The 17,349-nt window shown below is 73.0% G+C and carries 13 protein-coding genes and 1 tRNA gene; 7 read left to right on the top strand and 7 right to left on the bottom strand.

Annotated features, from left to right (window positions below):
* Positions 1 to 41: 41 nt before the first annotated feature.
* Positions 42 to 3,455 (top strand): ATP-binding protein, encoded by a 3,414-nt coding sequence (locus tag L3K22_RS13915; RefSeq protein WP_263311911.1) that lies wholly within the window; start codon positions 42 to 44, stop codon positions 3,453 to 3,455.
* Between the two features lie 168 nt (positions 3,456 to 3,623).
* Positions 3,624 to 4,133: a hypothetical protein gene (locus L3K22_RS13910; protein WP_263311910.1), complete on the top strand. Its 510-nt coding sequence runs from the start codon at positions 3,624 to 3,626 to the stop codon at positions 4,131 to 4,133.
* Here L3K22_RS13910 and L3K22_RS13905 read toward each other — a convergent pair.
* The gene (locus tag L3K22_RS13905) at positions 4,096 to 5,634 is read right to left on the bottom strand and encodes a phosphotransferase (RefSeq protein WP_263311909.1); all 1,539 of its coding nucleotides are present in this window, start codon (positions 5,632 to 5,634) and stop codon (positions 4,096 to 4,098) included. The genes L3K22_RS13910 and L3K22_RS13905 overlap by 38 nt on opposite strands.
* 88 nt (positions 5,635 to 5,722) lie before the next feature.
* Here L3K22_RS13905 and L3K22_RS13900 point away from each other — a divergent pair, with 88 nt between their 5' ends.
* The gene (locus L3K22_RS13900) at positions 5,723 to 7,684 is read left to right on the top strand and encodes an Ig-like domain-containing protein (RefSeq protein ID WP_263311908.1); all 1,962 of its coding nucleotides are present in this window, start codon (positions 5,723 to 5,725) and stop codon (positions 7,682 to 7,684) included.
* A 32-nt stretch (positions 7,685 to 7,716) separates the two neighbouring features.
* Here the strand turns inward: L3K22_RS13900 and L3K22_RS13895 are convergent, their stop codons facing one another.
* The 6 genes from L3K22_RS13895 to L3K22_RS13870 form a co-directional block, all read right to left on the bottom strand.
* Positions 7,717 to 8,334, bottom strand: coding sequence for a LytR C-terminal domain-containing protein (locus L3K22_RS13895; protein WP_263311907.1), 618 nt, complete (start codon positions 8,332 to 8,334; stop codon positions 7,717 to 7,719).
* Between the two features lie 8 nt (positions 8,335 to 8,342).
* Positions 8,343 to 9,755, bottom strand: a complete 1,413-nt coding sequence (locus L3K22_RS13890; protein WP_263311906.1) for a beta-N-acetylhexosaminidase — start codon at positions 9,753 to 9,755, stop codon at positions 8,343 to 8,345.
* Positions 9,756 to 9,956: 201 nt separating this feature from the next.
* A complete protein-coding gene (locus tag L3K22_RS13885; protein ID WP_263311905.1) occupies positions 9,957 to 11,000 on the bottom strand; it encodes a C40 family peptidase in 1,044 nt (347 codons plus the stop codon).
* 678 nt (positions 11,001 to 11,678) lie between these two features.
* Positions 11,679 to 11,752: transfer RNA gene (locus tag L3K22_RS13880), tRNA-Pro, on the bottom strand.
* Positions 11,753 to 11,807: 55 nt separating this feature from the next.
* Positions 11,808 to 12,746, bottom strand: a complete 939-nt coding sequence (locus tag L3K22_RS13875; RefSeq protein ID WP_263311904.1) for a metallophosphoesterase — start codon at positions 12,744 to 12,746, stop codon at positions 11,808 to 11,810.
* Between the two features lies 1 nt (position 12,747).
* Positions 12,748 to 15,147, bottom strand: coding sequence for a penicillin-binding protein (locus L3K22_RS13870; protein WP_263311903.1), 2,400 nt, complete (start codon positions 15,145 to 15,147; stop codon positions 12,748 to 12,750).
* Positions 15,148 to 15,385: 238 nt separating this feature from the next.
* On the opposite strand from L3K22_RS13870, the gene L3K22_RS13865 reads away from it, so the two are divergent.
* The 4 genes from L3K22_RS13865 to L3K22_RS13850 are packed head-to-tail and all read left to right on the top strand — an operon-like array spanning position 15,386 to position 17,239.
* Positions 15,386 to 15,688, top strand: a complete 303-nt coding sequence (locus L3K22_RS13865; protein WP_010549518.1) for a WhiB family transcriptional regulator — start codon at positions 15,386 to 15,388, stop codon at positions 15,686 to 15,688.
* Positions 15,689 to 15,724: 36 nt separating this feature from the next.
* A complete protein-coding gene (gene sp36, locus L3K22_RS13860; RefSeq protein ID WP_010549519.1) occupies positions 15,725 to 15,895 on the top strand; it encodes a Sp36 family protein in 171 nt (56 codons plus the stop codon).
* Positions 15,896 to 15,899: 4 nt separating this feature from the next.
* On the top strand, positions 15,900 to 16,406 hold the full coding sequence (locus L3K22_RS13855; protein WP_259880956.1) for a RidA family protein: 507 nt from the start codon (positions 15,900 to 15,902) through the stop codon (positions 16,404 to 16,406).
* A gap of 11 nt (positions 16,407 to 16,417) precedes the next feature.
* The gene (locus L3K22_RS13850) at positions 16,418 to 17,239 is read left to right on the top strand and encodes an MBL fold metallo-hydrolase (RefSeq protein WP_263311902.1); all 822 of its coding nucleotides are present in this window, start codon (positions 16,418 to 16,420) and stop codon (positions 17,237 to 17,239) included.
* The last annotated feature ends 110 nt before the right edge of the window (positions 17,240 to 17,349 follow it).

The raw sequence follows: 17,349 nt of genomic DNA, 5'->3' as shown, positions 1-17,349 counted from the left end.
GGTCCGCCCCGCATCGCGATCGGACTCGGTACCCTGACGGGGTGCCTACCACGACTGACGCCGCGAACACCCGGGGAGAGGACGTCCTCGACCTCCCCGGCATGGCCGGGCCGGACGCCCCCGCCGAGCCGGCGGTGACCGACCCCGATCATCCGCACCCGGGGCAGTGGCGGCTCACCCATGTGCAGATCTCCAACTGGGGCACCTTCCACGGCACCCATGACCTGGCGATCTCCTCCAAGGGCTTCTTCCTCACCGGTGGGCCCGGCACCGGCAAGTCCACGCTGCTGGACGCGATCAGCGCCCTGCTCACCCCGCCGCGCACGCTCCAGTTCAACGCCGCCGCCTCCGACGCCGGCCCTCAGCGCTCGAAGTACCGCCGCACCGTCGCCAGCTACGTCCGCGGCGCCTGGGCGATGCACTACGACCAGGCCACCGGCGAGTTCAGCCAGGAGGTGCTGCGCGAGAAGACGACCCTGTCGGTGCTCACCCTGCGCTACGGCGACGGCCGCGGCGGCACGGTCCAGCTCTCCCGTCTGCTGCTCCTGCACGCCGGCCACTCCGCGGACTCCGACGTGAAGTCCCTCTACGTCATCGCCCGGAAGCCCCTGGACGTCACCGACCTGCGCCAGTTCGTCTCCACCCAGATCGAGGGCAAGGCGCTCGAGGCCGCCCATCCGGGCACCCAGACCTTCCGCCAGTTCCGCGAGTACCGGGCCGCGTTCTGCCAGCTGCTGGGCATCCCCGACGAGAAGGCGCTCGGGCTGCTGCACAAGATCCAGTCCGCCAAGGAGCTCGGCGACGTCAACGCGCTGCTGCGCGACTACATGCTCGACGAGCCGCGCACCTTCGAGCTCGCCGACCAGGCGCTGGCGAACTTCCACAACCTCTCCGAGGTGTACGAGGCCCTGGTGACCGCGCGCGAGCAGCGGGACCTGCTGCGCACCCTGCGCACCACCCACGAGGACTGGTCCGCGATGCGCGAGCGCGGCGGCGAGCTGGTGGACCGCCGCGCCGACATCGACGTCTTCGCCGCCCAGCATCTGGTGCGGCTGCTGGGGGAGGAGACCGGGCGGCTCCAGCTGGAGCGGGACTCCCTCACCGCCCAGCAGCGCCGCCTCACCCAGGACGTGGCCGAGGCGCGCTCCGACCTCGCCCAGCTCAAGGAGCAGCGCCGCCGCGCCGGCGGCGGGGAGATCGACGACTGGAAGCAGCAGATCGCCGGGCTCGAGGTGGAGCGGGAGCGCCGCCGCGAGCGGGCCGCCGAGTTCGCCTCGCAGCTGGCGACCGTGGAGCTGCGCACCCCGGCGGGGGAGGACATGTTCCTCGGCCTGCAGCGCGAGGTCGCGCAGCTGCGCGAGTCCCTCGAGGAGGAGGAGCGGGGCGCCGACGCCGCCCGCTGGGAGGCGGAGGCGACCGTGCGTGAGCTCGGCGCGACCCTTCAGCGCACCCGCGAGGAGCTCGCCTCCCTCACCTCCCGCGCCTCGAACCTCCACTCCGAGGACGTGGCGCTGCGCGACCACATCGCCGCCGAGGTGGGCATCGCCCCGACCGAGCTGCCCTTCGCCGCCGAGCTGCTGCAGGTGCGCGACGGCGAGGAGGAGTGGACCGCCGCCGCGGAGCAGGCGCTGCGGGGACTGGCCCGCTCGATCCTCGTCCCGGACCGGGCGTACCGCCAGGTCGCCCAGGTCATCGACCGCACGAAGCTGCGCCGTCGGATCTCCTACAACCGGGTCAACACCGATCTGCGCCGCCCCGCGAAGAACATCGACGAGCGCTCGCTCGCGGCGAAGCTCGACGTCAAGGACGGCGAGTTCCACGTCTGGCTCTCCCACGAGATCGCCGCCCGCATGGACTACACCTGCGCCGAGAACCTCGAGGAGTTCACCCGGCTGAACCGGGCCGTGCTCCGCTCCGGCCAGATCAAGCACTCCGCCACCCGGCACGAGAAGAGCGCGGACCGGCAGATCAACGACCGCTCCCAGTGGGTGCTCGGCTTCGACAACCGCGCCAAGCGCGCCGTGTTCGAGCAGGAGCGCACCCGCGCCGAGCAGGCGCTGTTCGAGGCGCAGGCCCGCCGCAAGGACGTCGAGGTCGAGCGGGAGCGGCGCCGTGAGCGGCTCTACGCCCTCCAGGCGATCAGCGCGGTCACCTGGGACGACATCGATGCCGCCTCCGTCGCGCGGCGTGTGGCGAACCTGCGCGACATGGTCCGCGCCGCGGAGGACGGCTCCGCCGCCCTCACCGAGCTCGCCCGACAGATCGACGACGTCGAGGCCTCGATCGCCGCGAGCGACGAGGAGCTGCTCGAGGTGGTGCGCGCGGCCGGGAAGACCTCCGAGCAGGCCGAGCGGGCCGAGGAGCGCCTCGCCCAGGCGAAGGAGCGCATCGCCGAGACGAGCCTGGACCCCGAGGTCGAGGAGGAGCTCGCCGCGCGCTTCGCCGCGATCGCCCCGACGCTCGTGCTGTCCACCATCGACCGCGTCACCAAGGACGCCTCCGCCACCCTCGACGCCGAGCTGATGGACCTCACCAAGCGCACCTCCCGCGCCGAGGAGGACATGCGCACCGCCATGCGCGAGTTCTCCCGCCGCTGGCCCGCGCAGGCCGGGGACACCGCCCCCACCCTCGAGGGGATCGAGGACTATCTCGCGATCCTCCAGCGGATCGAGGAGGAGAAGCTGCCCGAGGTCGAGGACCGCTTCTTCGAGTTCTTCACCGGCAACACCCTCGGGGACGTGCAGGCGCTGGCCACCGCGATCGCGCGCGAGCCCGCCGAGATCCGCAAGCGCCTCCAGCGCATCAACGCGCTGCTGGCCCAGGTCGAGTTCCACTCCGGGCGCTTCCTGCAGCTGTCCATGCGGCCCGTGCACCTCGCGGCCCTGGACGAGTTCCGCAAGGCGCTCGAGGAGGCCGTGGCGGACACGGCGCTGAACGACATCTCCCGCGACCGGGAGCTGGCCGAGGAGCGGTTCCTGTCCCTGCGCCACCTGATGGACCTCATCGGCGCCGCCCGCACCCGCGACGACCAGGTCTCCCGCGTCATCCTCGACGTGCGCCGGCACGTGCACTTCCACGCCGAGGAGGTCGACGCCGAGGGCACCGTGGTCCACGCCCACGAGTCCGGCGGCCCCCTCTCCGGCGGTCAGAACGAGCGCCTGGCCACCTTCTGCCTCGCCGCGGCGCTGCGCTACCAGCTCGCCGGCACCGGGCAGGAGGTGCCCCGCTACGCGCCGATCATCATCGACGAGGCGTTCTCCAAGGGCGCGGGCAAGTTCATCACCGCCGCGATGGAGTCATTCCGCCACTTCGGCTTCCAGGTCATCCTCGCCAACCCCGGCAAGAACCCGCAGGCGCTCGCCCCGTTCATCGGCGGCGTCGGCGTGGTCTCGATCCGAGAGGACCGCTACTCCTCGGTCTCCCCGGTCGAGTTCGTGCCGGTCGAGGAGGGCTGAGCCGGGCGCTCGCCGGCCGATGGGGAGTTCTCCCCATCGCAGGGCTCCCCGAGGGGCCGATACCCTGGTCGCCACCCGCGCGGACGGGTGACGGAGCAGGACGTCGCCGCGGGCGGGTGACGGAGCAGGACGTCGCCGCGGGCGGCGCGACGGGAGAGGCGGTCGAGGATGTCAGCGCTCCCCCGAGGGACCGCGGACGAGATCCAGGGCCAGGACGCCACCCATGCGCGGATCCGCTCCCTGCTGGAAGACGTGACCGCCGTGCTCCTCGAGCAGCAGCCCGGGCTGATCGCCTTCCGCGACCACCGCCCCGAGCGCGACCGCTCCTCGGGCGGCTCCTGGCACGGGCTGCAGACGCTCTGCCACGTCAGCGCCCTCCTCGCGGCCGACGGAACGCCCGATCGCGATCAGGCGGCGAGCGCGAGGCTGCTCGAGGCGGTCGAGCGCCGCGCCGCGGCCCACGGCCTCACCCGCCGCTCCGCCGAGGAGGCGAACGGGATCCTCGATGCGACCTGGGGCGGGGCCGACGGCGATCTGCTCGAGGTGATCGTCGGCGTGCGCGTCGCGGTGCGGGCCATCAGCGCCCCGTTCCTGCCGGGCTCCCTCACGCCGATCACCACCACCAGCCCGGTCTCGGCGCTCAGCCCGCCGACCCCGCCCCCGCGCCTCGTGCGCTGATCCGCTCGAGCGCGCCGAGCGGGATCGGCAGCCAGTCGGGGCGCTGACGGGACTCGTACAGCGCCTCGTACACCGCCTTGTCGGCCTCGAAGGCGGCGAGCACCGCGGGTGCGGGCGTCCCGGCCTCCGCCGCCCAGCCCTCGAGGAAGGCGGCGCGGGCGTCGGCCGCCCAGGAGCCCGCGTCGACCCCGTGCTCGAGGGCGACGGCGCCGGCGGCGTAGTCGAGGCTGCGCAGCATCCCGGCGACGTCCCGCAGCGGGGAGTCGGGCAGGGCGCGCTCGGCGAGCGGCCGCAGCGGCTCGCCCTCGAAGTCCAGCAGCACCCAGCCGCGCTCGGGCGAGGCGAGCACCTGTCCGAGGTGCAGGTCCCCGTGGATGCGCTGCATCGCGGGCCACGTCTGGCCCGCGGCCGTGTCCAGCAGGGCGGCGAGACGCTCCCGGTGCGCGGCGACCTGCTCCACCTCCGCGGCGACCTGTGCGAGACGCCTGTGCATCTGCGCGAGCACGGCCCGGACCGCGCCCTCGTCGGCCGCGACCGTGCCGAGCGCGGCGGCGAGATCGCGGTGCACCTCGGCGAGGGTCGTGCCGAGCGCCCGGGCGGGGACGATGAAGTCCTCGCCGGCGCGCGCGAGCCGCAGCGCGACCCGCCAGGCGTCCTCGACCTTCGGCAGGAACTCCTGGGCGACGAGGGCATGGGTGCGCATCGCGCCGGTGCGCACGGTCGCGGCGCCGACGACGGCGGGCACGTGGACGGAGCCCTGCGCGGTGAGCGCGCCCTGCAGCACCGCATCGGGGTTCTCCCCGTCCTGCAGCACCCGGAACAGCTTCACGATCAGCGGGGAGGCTCCCTCCGTCTCGATGATCAGGGAGGTGTTGGACTGCTCCCCGGCCAGCACCCGGCTGCGCATCGCCCGGCCCAGCGGCAGCGGGGAGTCGGGGAGGGTGCGGTGGGAGGCCAGGGAAAGCCCGGGACCGCAGGCGCCGTCGCCGGAGACGAGGGTCGCGACCAGGGCGGCCCGGCCGTCGGCGTCCCGCGTCGCGTCGTCCACCCGCAGCGGACCGCCGGCGACCGCGAGCACCCCGATCTCGGCGCCCTCCTCGGGGGCGGGGGCGTCCTCGGGGCGGCGCAGCACGAGCGGGACCTGGTAGAGGGCGTCCGGCTCCCGGGGCCCGGTCGACCCGGTGCCGGGAGCGGCGTCCGGGGCGCCGGTCGTGCCGTCGGCCGCGCCGTCGGGCCTGCTGTCCACCGTGCCGCCGGCCGCGGGGCGTTCACCGTCGCCGAGATGCACCGCGGCCACGAGCAGGACCGTCGCGTGATCCGGGGCGATTCGCAGCGGCGCCCACCCGGCGACCTCCACCTGCGGCGCGCCGGCGCCCTTGTGCGCGTACCAGCGCTGCTGCGGCATCCAGGCGGCGAGCTGCGCGGCGGCGAGGTCGAGCACCTCCCCGAGCGGCGGCAGGCGGGTCATGTCGAGCAGGGCGGTGGAGCGCGCATCGGCCATGGGGTCACTCTACGGTCGAGGGGTCCGGGAGGGAGGGGCAGGGCCGCCTCCCCAGGGCCGGCGCCGCGGCCGTTGCTAGGCTGGGCCGGTGCTCGAGCCCCCGCTCCGTCCCCCGCGCGCGCGTGGGCCGCGCCCGCTGACCCGCTCGGCGGCGCTGCTGGCCTCCGCCGCGCTCGCGGTCTCTCTCGCGCCCGCCGCGTCTGCGCTCGGGGAGGACGGCCCCTTCGAGTTCCCCGCCCAGACGCAGACCCTCTCGATGATCCCCGGGACGGGCACGCGGATCCCGCTGCGCGCACTGGTCGCCGACGACGTCGAGGACCAGGTCGACCTGGACTCCGCACGCCTCGCCGTGCCCGAGGAGCTCGACGAGGCGGTCCGCTCGACGATGGAGCTGGGGGAGGACTCGCTCAGCATCGCGGTCGCCGGGGAGGGCACCTGGACGCTGCTCGGCCAGGAGCTGCTGTTCACGCCGCTGCTCGGGGTGCAGGGGCCCAGCACCCCGATCGCCCTGACCGTCGGGGGCCTCCACGACAGCCGCTCCCTGCCCGTGGTGCTCACGCCCGAGCTGCTCGAGCTCGAGCAGCTCGACGCGCAAGGCTCCGCCGGGGAGGCCACGACCGTGGAGCTGCCCGATGACGTGCCCGAGGACGGGGCCGTGCGGCTCGAGCTCGCGGATCTCCCGGCGGGCTCGACCGTCGACCTCGCCGGCAGCCGCGCGACCGTCCCCGACCAGGGCGCCTGGCAGCTCTCGAGCGATCGCCGCAGCCTCACCCACACCCCCGCGGGCCCCGGCCTCGGCCGCCAGTTCGACCCGGTCCTCTACGTGGTCGAGGACGAGGAGGGCGCCGTCGAACGGGCCGGGCAGGTCACGCTCACCGTCCCGATCATCTCCGACCTCGACCGCTCCGCGCCCTTCGGCGAGGACATCGTGTTCGTGGTGGGGGAGGGGCAGCAGAACGTCGACCCGACCACGCTGCGTCTGGAGCCCCTCGGCGACCAGGCGGCCTACGAGGCCTCCGCCGACGGCACCCGCGTGACCGAGCGGGACGTGGGCGTGTGGACGCTGGACCGCGCCACGGCCACGGTCCGCTTCGCCCCGGAGAGCGACCAGGTGCGCCTGGTCGCGCCGATGGGCATCACCGGCGGGGACGGCGAGGGCGCGACGGCCGCGACCGCGCTGCTGAGCACCGCCTATCCCGTGCTCTTCTCCCGGCAGCAGGCGGCCCTGCCCGGCACGGAGATCGTCTTCGACCTCAGCACCGGCATCCGTGACGTGCGCTCGGACTCGCTGCGCTTCGACGCCGCCGACGCCCCCGACGGGGCCGACGTCTCGGCCGACGGGACGACCCTGACGGTCCCCGACCAGGGCACCTGGCGGATCGACCTCGAGTCCCGCACCGTCACCCTGACCCCGCAGGAGGGCTTCGAGGGCACGGCCGATCCGGTGGCGATCACCGCCCGCGGCGTCTACGCCGACAACCCCGTCAGCGCCTCGCTCACGGCGATCTACTCGCCGATCGTCGCGACCCTGCGCGACGACGAGGCGGGCACCGCCCCGGGCCGCCCGGTCTCCGTGGACGTGCTCGGCAACGACACCGCCGGCAGCGGCTCGCAGCCCCTCGAGCCGGCCACGGTGGAGATCAGCGCCCTGGAGGCGACCAACCTCGCCGACCTCCGCGACGGGCGCGGCAAGCGCCTCGTGATCCCGGGGGAGGGCGAGTTCACCGTCAGCGGCAACGGCGCGGTGATCTTCACCCCGGAGGAGGGCTTCTCGGGACGCACCTCCACGATCACCTACCACGTGGTCGACAGCACCGGCATCCCCGCTCAGGCGAGCCTCGCGGTCGACGTCGACCCGGACCTGGACGCCGCCGGCGAGTCTGGCCCCGAGGTCTCCGGCATCAACAGCGTGCTGGCCGGGCTGATGCCCTCCTCGCCGAGCACCGCGCTGGTCTTCGGCACGATCGTGATGCTGCTGCTCTTCGGCGGCGCGATCTCGCTGTGGACCGGGACGCGGAGCGAGGTCGATCGCCGGGACTGGGAGGACTGACCGGGGCGAGCGGCGCCGCGCGGGGCTCTGGCTCAGCAGCCCTCGGGGACGGGGACCGGCGCCTCCAGCGCGTCGGCGGCCGCGGGCGCCGGCGCGAGGTCCGTGAAGCCGGCGCCGAGCAGCAGATCCACGTCGGTGCCCTCCCTCGCCTCGTCGAGCTTCAGCACGGGCTCGACGTCGGCCGTGGCGAGCTGGGCGCGCACGGACTGGGCCGCGAGATAGCCGGTCGGTCCGTGGACGATCGTGGCGGGGCCGCTCGCGCTCCGGGTGTTGCCCGGCTCGCCGGTCTCGTAGCCGCGGTCTGCGAGCTCGTTCGCGGTCTCGCCGGCGAGACCGCTGCGGGTGGTCCCGTTCAGCACGGTGACCGTCACCTCTGCGGGCGGCAGCGGCACGGCGCCCTCGTCGGGGCACTCCACGGCGACCGGGTCCGGCCCGATCTCCTTCGGCGCGATCATCCCGGGCTCCTCGACCGGCTCGCGCAGCTCGCCCACCGCGTACACGCCCACGGCGATCAGCGCCACGGCGAGCACGGAGAAGAACGCCAGCTGCGTCGCGCGGAGCCGGCGCGTGCGACGCAGCCGCGTGTCGCGGCGGCGCACGTCAGCGGCAGAGTGGCCGTAGGGGTGCGCGTCTCGGTGGGAGGTGGGCATCGCAGACGTCAGTCGTCGAGCGGGCGGTACCGGATCCCGAAGGCGTCCAGGCGCGGCAGGTGGGCGCGCAGGCGCTCCTGGAACTCGTCCCAGCTCTGCTCGGGAGAGCCCCAGGCCCGCTCGGCGAAGGCGCACAGGCGCGGGAAGGCCATGTACTGGATGGCGCCGGCGTCGGGCAGGTACTCGGTCCACAGCTGGGCCTGCAGGCCCATCACCAGGCGCTCCTGGTCCGCGCTCATCTTCTTGGGCAGCAGGCGACCGGTGTAGACGTCCTCGAGCGTGGTCCTCCCGCCGATGGCGAGCGGCTCGTCGGCCGGGTCCGCCTGGTAGTGGTCGAAGTAGAGCAGGTCGGAGGTCGCCACGATCGTCTGGAAGCCGCGCGCGGTGGCCTCCGCGACGCCGGCGGGTCCGCGCCAGTTCATGATCACGGTGTCGTCGGGCAGATGGGTCTCCAGGACCTCGTCCCAGGCGATGGCGCGCTTGCCCTGCTCGGCGAGCACCTCGGAGGCGAAGGTCGTGAAGCGTCCCTGGATCTCCGAGACGCGGGTCAGGCCCCACTCGTTCATGCGGGCACGGGCCTGGGAGGAGCGCTCCCACTCGCCGGTGGGGCACTCGTCGCCGCCGATGTGCACGTAGGGGGCGGGGAAGATGCCGGCGACCTGCGTGAGCACGTCGCGCAGGAAGTCGAACACCTGGTCCGAGACGCCGAGCACGTGGTCGGAGATCCCCCACACCTCGCGCACGCCCACCTGCTGCTCGGGGAAGTTCCCCAGCTCCGGATAGGCGGCGACGGCGGCCTGCATGTGCCCGGGCAGGTCGATCTCGGGGACGATCATGATCCCGCGGCGCCGCGCGTACTCGACGAGGCCCTTGAGCTCCTCCTGGCTGTAGGAGCCGCCGTGGCGCACGCCGTCGAAGGTCCAGGACTCCTCGTCCCCGCTCATGTGGCCGACGAGCGTCTGCTCCCGCCACGCGCCGACCTCGGTCAGGCGCGGGTAGCCCTTGATCTCCACGCGCCATCCCTGGTCGTCGGTGAGATGGAGGTGCAGGACGTTCAGGCGGTGCAGGGCCATCCCGTCCAGGAGGGTCTCGATCTCCTCGACCGGGAGGAAGTGGCGCGAGACGTCCAGGTGCATGCCGCGCCAGGCGTGCTTCGGGCTGTCCGCGATGGTCACGCACGGGATCGACCCGTCGGCCCCGGTGACGATCTGGGCGAAGGTGTTGCGCCCGTCGGCCAGGGCCGCCTCGCTGCCGGCGCTCAGCGCCGCGCCCTGCGGGGAGATGGAGAGGGCGTACTCGGTCGCCGGCAGGTCCTCGCTGAGGCCGACGGACAGGCCCTCCCACGGGTCGGTCGTCTCCCACATGCCCTCCGACCACACGACGGATCGGGGCAGCGGAACGAGGGCGATGGGGTCGGGCATCCGGATCTCCTGAGGGACGTGGGAGTTCGTGACCCGACCAGTCTGCCACGTGGATCACATCCCGCGGCACGAACCGGCCCGGACGCGGCGAGCCCGGTCGGCGATGCCGACCGGGCTCCTCCACCATGTCGCCCTGCTCCTTCCCGGTGACGCTCTCGCGTCGAGCAGGCCGTCATGGTCCTCTGCGCGACTCCTGCCGTCTCAGCGGTAGGTGACGAACACGTGCGGGGCGTTCCAGATGGTGCGCTCGACGACCTGCTGGCGCGAGCCGGAGGCGTCGATGATGCCGTTGCCGCCGGTGAAGATCCCCATGTGGCCGTAGTCGTTGCCGGTGAAGGCCACGAGGTCGCCGGGCTTGGCCTGCGACTTGGGGATGATCCGCCCGCCGAAGGTGTAGCCCTTGGCGGTCTTGCGCGGCATGTTCATGCCGGCCTGGTTGTACGCGTGGTACACGAGGCCGGAGCAGTCCAGGCCGGAGGAGGGCGTGGAGCCGCCCCACTTGTAGCGGACCCCGAGCTGGGCGCGGGCCGCGGAGACGATGGCGCTGCCGTTGACCGTGGTGCCCGAGCTCGCGCCGGTGCCGCCGGAGGGGACCGACACGCCGCTGTACAGGGCGTTCCAGGTCTTCGGACCGACCACTCCGTCCACGCCGATGCCGGCGGCGGACTGCAGGGAGCGGACGGCCGAGCCGGTGGCGGCGCCGAAGACGCCGTCGACCTTGAGATCGGCACCGCGCGCGTTGAGCCCGCTCTGCAGGGTCGACACGGCGCTGCCGCGGCTGCCGTGACGCAGCTTCGGCTGCGAGGAGGACGAGCCGGCCGCGGGAGCGGAGGACGAGCCGCCGTTCAGGGCGTTCCAGGTCTTCGGACCGACCACGCCGTCCACGCCGATGCCGGCCGCGGACTGACGGTTCTTGACGGCCCGCAGGGTCGCGGAGCCGAACACGCCGTCGACCTTCAGGCTCGCGCCGTGGGCGTTCAGACGCTGCTGGAGGTAGGAGACGGCGCTGCCGCGGGAGCCGAGCCGCAGCTTCACCGAGGTGTACTGCGTGCTGGCGGGCACGGCCGCGGGGATCGCGGCGGCGGTCCCGGCGGACGGCGCGGCGGAGGTGGCGGCGGCCGCGGGCGCCTGCGCGGTGGCGGAGGTGCTGCCGGCGAGGGCGGCGGTCGCGGAGACGGCGCCGATCACGGCGGCCCCTCCCACGCCCTTGCCGACCGGGGCGGCGAGCCCTCGGTAGTCGATCACGGCACGACCGGGAGCCCGGTGCGTGGCGCGTGGAGCGGTGCGGAACATCGGTGGCGATCACTTTCTCCGTCGCCTCGCAGTCGATATGCCGCGGACCTGAGGGGAGTCCGCGGAGCCTGCGCCCGTCACCCAGGGAAGCGGAGGAAGGAACCGGACCGGTGACGGGGAGGCGGCGGCCCGGTGGGAGCCGCCTCGGAAAGGGCGGCACCGCAGGTCACTGTAGGGGTGAGGGCATGTAAGACCACAGGTGCATTTGCTGTCGGGCGTGCAGTTCTTTGCGAAGATTTTGCGAGTCGCGCCCGAAATGCCGCGTGTTCGATCCGAGAAATGAATTCCACCGTGATAACTACTCCATTGTCATTCATGTCGGCGGAATGCCCGGTATGTCCGAGTAAGGCGATGTCGCTGGTCGACCCGTCGGTCACCGGGCGACGGGGCGAAATGTCCGAACAAGCCGATATGAGTCGCGAGGGGTCAGCGAGTGTCCTGACGGTCGTCGAAAGAAAGCGCGATCGACCCGACCGAGATTGGTCATTCGGCGATAAAGTAACGCCTCGAGGGTGGTGTGCGGAGCGGGATCATCGTCGTCGTCGATCCCGCGGGCGGCCGGCGGGCGGACCGCCGGCCGACGCAGAAGGGGAGTCGTGAGATCGATGGATCTCGCGACTCCCCAGAGGGTCGGGGTGACAGGATTTGAACCTGCGACCTTGCCGTCCCGAACGGCACGCGCTACCAAGCTGCGCCACACCCCGGTCGAACCCGCTCGAGCGGGTCACCGAGGAGAAACTCTAGCAGGCTCCCGGCCGGTCAGCCGACGTCCGAGGGCCTCCGGGCCCGCAACGTGAGCAAGGTCGCCTCCGGCGGGGTCAGCAGACGGTAGTTCGAGTACGGGCTCGCGCCCATCCCCGCGCTCACGTTCATCGGCACGCCCTGCCAGTCGGAGAGTCCGCGGGCCTGCTGACGAGGCAGGTCGCAGTTCGTGACCAGCGCGCCGATGCCGGGCAGGCGGAGCTGGCCGCCGTGGGTGTGCCCGGCGAGGATCAGCTCCGCGCCGTCGGCGACGAAGGCGTCGAGCACGCGGCGGTAGGGGGCGTGCGCGACGCCCACCTGGAGCACGTTGCCGTGCTCGGGCGTGCGCGGAGCGGGAGAGGGCAGGGCGGGCATCCGGTCGCGCTCGAGATGGGGGTCGTCGACCCCGGCCAGGCGCACCTCCAGGCCGCCGAGCTCGATCGTGGCACGGGTGTTGGTCAGGTCCTTCCAGCCGTGCTCCGAGAGGCGTGCGGCGAGCTCCGCGGTGGGCAGCGTCGGCTCCCGGGGCTCGGTGAGCCCGGCGGGCCGCGGATCCGGCAGCAGGTACCGGGCGGGGTTCTTCGGCATCGGCGCGAACATGTCGTTCGAACCCATCACGAAGGCGCCGGGCCGGCGCAGCAGGGGCTCGATCGCCTGGGCGAGGGCCGGGACCGCGGCCGCGGAGGCGATGTTGTCGCCCGTGTCGATCACCAGGTGCGGGCGCAGGCTCTCGAGGTGCTCGAGGAAGGCGAGCTTGCGGTGCTGGTCCGGCAGCAGGTGGATGTCGCTGATGTGCAGCACACGTCGCGTGCGCGCGCCGGGCGGCAGGATCCGCAGCTCGGCCTCGCGCAGCGTGTACCGGTGGATCTCGACATGGCGTGCCCAGACGTGGGTGGCCCCGGCGAGCCCGAGGCCGAGCCCGCCGAGCGCGCCGGCGGCCGCGAGCGCGGGCCTCACCTCACTCCTCACCGGAGGACTCGCGGATCACGACGGGACGGCCCTCGGGAAGCTCGGTGCCTGCCGGGGGATCGGTGTCGATCGCATGGCCGGCGCCGATCTCGTCGTGCGGCGCCTGCTCGATCCGCACGGAGTAGCCGGCCGCCTCGAGCGCGGCGCGGGCCTGCTCGATCGGCATGCCGCCGACGTCGGGCACCTTCCCCTTCTCGATCGCGTCGCCCGCGGCGCTGGCCGTCGGGGCCGGGGCGGCGGGGAAGGGTTCCGAGGGGAGGCCCTCATGGGCCCTGGTCATGTACTCCTGCCAGGTGGGCAGGGAGACCGTGTTGCCCCAGACGCTGCCGCTGCGGAGCATCTCGCCGTCGACGTCGAACCCGCCGGGACGGGTGTCGGTCGCCGGGTGGCCGAACCACACGGCGGTGGACATCTGGCGGGTGAAGCCGACGTACCAGGTGTGGAACTGGGACGTCGAGGTGCCGGTCTTGCCTCCTGCGGCATGGCCGGGGATGGTCTTGCCCTTGCCGGTGGCGCGCGGGTCCTCGAGGTCCTGCTGGAGCACCCAGGCCATCGTGTCGGCGACCTCCTTCTCGACGGCCTGGTGGCACTCGGCGCCGGAGATCTCCATCGCCTCGCCGTTGCGGTCGACGACCTCGGTGATCGCCTGCGGCTTGCAGTAGGTGCCGCCGGCAGCATACGTCGCGTAGGACGCGGCCATGTCCAGCGCGGAGATCTGCAGCTGGCCGAGCACGACGGCGGAAGGAGCGAGCTCCGTGCCGTAGAGCTCGGCCACGCTCGTCTCCCAGGTCGCCTTGTCGAAGGGGTTGTACCGGGCGGGGACGACGCCGATGTCGCGCGCCCCCTCCGCGATGCTGCACAGGTCGAGCTGACGGGACATGTTCGCGTAGCTGGTGTTGATCGAGAACTTGGTGGAGTTCAGCACCGACTCCATCGGTGCGATCGGCACGGAGACCGCGTTGTCCGGGTCGTATCCGCCCGCCTCGTACCAGCGACCCCTGTCCAGGCACTCCGCGGGGAAGGACTTCATCACCTCGCGTCGGGTGCTCACGCGGTCATCGATGCTGTGCCCGGTCTCGAGCCATTCCTGCAGCACGAAGGGCTTGAAGGTCGAGCCGACGGGGAAACCGTTGCCGCCGCCGAGGGCCTGCGGCACGTTGTAGTTGATCGCGGTCTCGCCGGGCTGGACGTCCTCGTGCGGGTTGAAGGTGCGGTTCTCCGCCATCGTGAGGATCTTGCCGGTGCCCGGCTCGACGGTGACGATCGAGTGGCCGAAGCCGTGCTGGGAGTCGCCGGGGACCTTGCGCTGGAGGATGTCAACCGCCGCGGCCTGCGTGTTCGGGTCCAGCGTGGTCCTGATCGTGAGCCCGCCGCCGTAGAGAAGCTTGCGCCGCTCCTCGTAGGTGGGGGCGAAGTTCGGGTCGTTCAGCAGGGAGCGCGTGACGTAGTCGCAGAAGAACCCGCTCGTGCCGGCGTCGGCGCAGCCGGCCCGCACGTTCTGGATCTGCAGCATCTCCTCGACGGGCTGGGAGGTGTACTGCTCGTACTCCTCCTCGGTCACGAAGCCCTCGCGCTTCATGTCCGCGAGCACCTCGTTGCGGCGCTTCTCGCCCGCCTCGGGGTGAGCGACCGGGTCGTACTGGTTCGGGCCGTTGGTGATGCCGGCCAGGAGGGCGGCCTCGCCGGGGTTGAGGTCCTTCGCGCTCTTGGAGAAGTAGTGGCGCGAGCCTGTCTCGACGCCGTACTGGGAGGGGCCGAACTGCGCAACGTTCAGGTAGGCGTTGAGGATCTCGTCCTTGCTCCACTGCTTCTCGAGCGAGATCGCGAGCTTCGCCTCGCGCAGCTTGCGGCCGTAGCTCTGCTCTGTCGCGGCGAGCTGGTCCTCCTGGTCGCCGCGCTGCACGGCGTCCATGAGCAGCGCGTTCTTCACGTACTGCTGGGTGAGGGTCGAGCCGCCCTGCGTCGCGCCGCCCGCGGCGTTCGAGGCGAAGGCGCGGACCAGGCCCTTGGGGTCCACGCCGCCGTGCTCGTAGAAGCGGCGGTCCTCGACCGCGATCACCGCGTTCTGCATGTGGGGCGAGATCTCCTCGATCGGCACCATGATGCGGTTCTCGGTGTAGAAGGTCGCCAGCAGCGACCCGTCGGCCGCCTCGATGCGACTGGCCTCGTTCAGCGGTTCGACCTCGAGCTCGCTGGGGTAGGACTCGAAGAGGTCCACCCCGTCCTCGGCGACGGCCGAGGTCGCCGAGACCGCGGGGAGGAAGAACGCCGCGAGCAGGACGCCGGCGAGGGCCGAGACGGCGAGGAGCCCCAGCAGCAGGTAGACGGTCTGCGCCAGGGCGACGGGCAGGGAGCGTCCCGAGCTGGACGCGGGCGAGGTGCGGGCCATGGAACTACAGTACGGCGACCCTCCCCGGAGCGGCCATCAGGCAGGCCGCGCGCGCGGAATCTTCACGAAGCCGATGCCGCGCCGTGACCTGCCCCGGCGCGACGGGCTCATGTGCGCGTTAGCACGGGCTCCGGCCGCCGTCATGGAGCATCGCGCGTTTTGCCATGTGGCGACCGTCTCCATACAGTGGGGCGAGGAACGGATCAAGGTCGATCCGGAAGACGGAAGGGGATGGAGAATGACCATCGGGGGAAGCGCCTTCACCGGCGACAGCAGCTGGGCCGCCCGCGGCGCCTGCGTGACGATGGATCCCGACGGGTTCTTCGTGCAGGGCGCGGAGCAGCACGCCGTCAAGGCGGCCTGCGGCGCGTGCCCGGTGCGCACCGAGTGCCTGGCCGACGCGCTCGACAACCGCGTCGACTTCGGCGTCTGGGGCGGCATGACCGAGCGGGAGCGGCGACGTCTGCTGCGCCGCCACCCGCACGTCAGCGACTGGTCTGCGCTGCTGCGGCGTGCCGAGCAGCAGGCCGTCGGCGGCTGACCTCCTCGGACCGGGCTCCCCGGGTAGGCTCGTCCCATGAGCACACTCACCCGCTGGGAGTACCTGACCGTCCCGCTGCTGATCCACGCGACCAAGCAGATCCTGGACAACTACGGCGACGAGGGCTGGGAGCTGGTCCAGGTCGTGCCGGGGCCGAACCCGGAGAACCTGGTCGCCTACCTCAAGCGCCCCCGGGGCGAGGGCTGAGCCGATGACCGACGACGTCCCGGCGCGCAGCCCCCGCACCCGCGCCCGCCTCGCCGAGCTCGGGCATGCTCTGCCCGAGGTCGCGGCCCCGGTGGCCGCCTACGTGCCGGCCGTCCGGACCGGCTCCCACGTCCACACCTCCGGGCAGCTGCCCTTCGTGGACGGGGCGCTGCCGCGCACCGGCAAGGTCGGAGCCGAGGTCACGGCCGAGCAGGCCGCCGAGCTCGCCGCGACCTGCTGCCTGAACGCCCTCGCCGCCGTGGAGGCGCTGGTGGGCGACCTCGACCAGGTGGTCAGGATCGTGAAGGTGACCGGCTTCGTCGCCTCCGATCCCTCGTTCACGGGCCAGCCCGCCGTGATCAACGGCGCGAGCACCCTGCTCGGCGAGGTCTTCGGCGAGGCCGGGAGCCATGCCCGCTCCGCCGTGGGCGTGGCCGTGCTGCCCCTGGACGCTCCGGTCGAGCTCGAGCTCGTCGTCGAGCTCTCCGCGTCTCTCGCCCCCACCGCCTGAGCGGGGTCGCGATGGACGAGCATCTCGGGCAGCGGGCTCCCGATGCCCCGGCGGTCGAGCTGATCGTGGTGCGGGCCGACAACCCCGGCCCCATGACGCTCAGCGGCACCAACAGCCACGTGCTGCGCGACGAGGGCCAGGTGTGGGTGGTCGACCCCGGCCCGAAGGACCCCGAGCACCTCGCCGAGCTGCTGCTGACCTGCGGCGACGACGCCCGACCGGAGGGTGTGCTGGTCACCCACCGGCACGCGGACCATGCTGCGGGCGCCGCGACCCTCGCCCGGCAGCTCACCGCCCGCAGCGGCCGGGAGGTGCCGCTGTGGGCGGCCGATCAGTCCGCCGTGCCCGGCTCGCGCCCGCTGCCCGCGACGCTGATCGGCGACAACGGGACCGTCGGACATGTCATCCACCTGCCCGGGCACACCTCCGACTCCGTCGGCCTGCTGGTGGAGGGCGGGCGTATGCTGACCGGCGACACCCTCCTGGGCGGCTCCTCGACGGTGATCGTGCCCGAGCACGGCGGCTCGCTCACCGAGTACCTGCAGTCCCTCGCGATCCTCCACGCCCTCGCCGAGGACGGGCGGATCAGCGCGTTCTTCCCCGGACACGGCCCGTCCGTCGACTCCCCGCTGGAGGTGCTCGCCGTCCTCGAGGAGACGATCGCGCACCGCGAGGAGCGGATCGATCAGGTGCGGCGCGCCCGCACCGCTGGGGTGCTCACCCTCGACCGGCTGCTGCGCGTGGTCTACGGCCCGGACCTGCCCGAGCAGCTGCAGGACGCGGCCCGCTGGAACCTCCGCGCCACCCTCGACCACCTCGCCCGGGAGCGCTGACCCCGCGCTGCGTCGCTGCGCCGGATCGCCCCCGCGGCTGCGGACTCCGGGCGCGGCGCCGTCGTCCCGGGTGCCCCGGGCGCTCGAACGGCCCTCCTCCCCGCGCGGGG

The sequence above is a fragment of the Brachybacterium atlanticum genome, from assembly GCF_025669985.1.
Taxonomy (GTDB): domain Bacteria; phylum Actinomycetota; class Actinomycetes; order Actinomycetales; family Dermabacteraceae; genus Brachybacterium; species Brachybacterium conglomeratum.
This window is presented reverse-complemented; position numbering and strand designations above follow the sequence as displayed.